General features: G+C 69.2%; 1 protein-coding gene. It reads left to right on the forward strand.

Features of this window, described 5'->3' with window-relative positions:
* Nucleotides 1-962: hypothetical protein (locus ON759_RS13890; protein ID WP_271680988.1), on the forward strand; the 962-nt coding region annotated here is incomplete at both ends.

Below are 962 nucleotides of genomic sequence, written 5' to 3' on the forward strand. Positions count from 1 at the left end.
GTGCTGGTGACCAACTCGGGCGACATCACCGCGGGCTCGCTGACGTACTACTACAACCCCTACACCTACACCGGCTACCTGTACGGCAGCGCGCTGGCGAACGGGATCAACGCGACGAGCAACGGCGAAGGCGCGGCGGTCGGGGTGAGCAACAGCGGCGACATCTCGGCGGTGTCGTACTTCGGCGGCGCCGGCATTTCGGCGACCTCGGGTGGCCAGGGCGGCACCGCGAGCGTGACCAACAGCGGCAACATCTATTCGTCGCAGTACACGAAGTACGGCTACGGCGCGTACGGGATCGTGACGTCCGCGGACGGCGACTCGAGCATCGACAACAGCGGCGGGATCGAGGTGGTGTCGGCCGGCGCGGCGAGCGGCGTGGCGGCGTTGTCGTTCGCGGGCGATGCGCACGTGACGAACAGCGGCGACATCTCCACGTACAGCAGCGCTGCCCTGGGCTACTCCTCCATCGGCATCACCGCGTTCGCGGCGAACGGCGACGCGCACGTGGAGAACAGCGGGTCGGTGGATGCCGGCGCGAAGTACTGGGCGTCGGGCGTGGATGCGCGCGCCTACGGCGACGTGACGGTGAGCAACAGCGGTTCGCTGTACGCGGACGGGCAGAAGTACGCGTTCGGCGTGTACGCGTCCGCCGCTGGCGGCGACGTGATGGTGCACAACGAGGACGGCGGCGAGATCGGCTTCTACTCGTACCTGGGCCGTGGCTGGGGCGTGTTCGGCTACGCGGGCCAGGGCGACGTGCACGTGGACAACGACGGGACGATCGCGGGTTACGCGTACGGCCAGTCGGCGGGCGTGTTCGGGATCGCCGGCGCGGGCAACGTGTCGGTGGACAACAGCGGCACGATCGACGTGGTGAGCGGCGGCAACGTGGCGGTGGGCGTGTTCGCGCGGGCCGACTACGGCACCGCGAGCGTGACCAACAGCGGCGACATCACCGC

The sequence above is a fragment of the Thermomonas mangrovi genome (genome assembly GCF_028201335.1).
GTDB lineage: Bacteria > Pseudomonadota > Gammaproteobacteria > Xanthomonadales > Xanthomonadaceae > Thermomonas > Thermomonas mangrovi.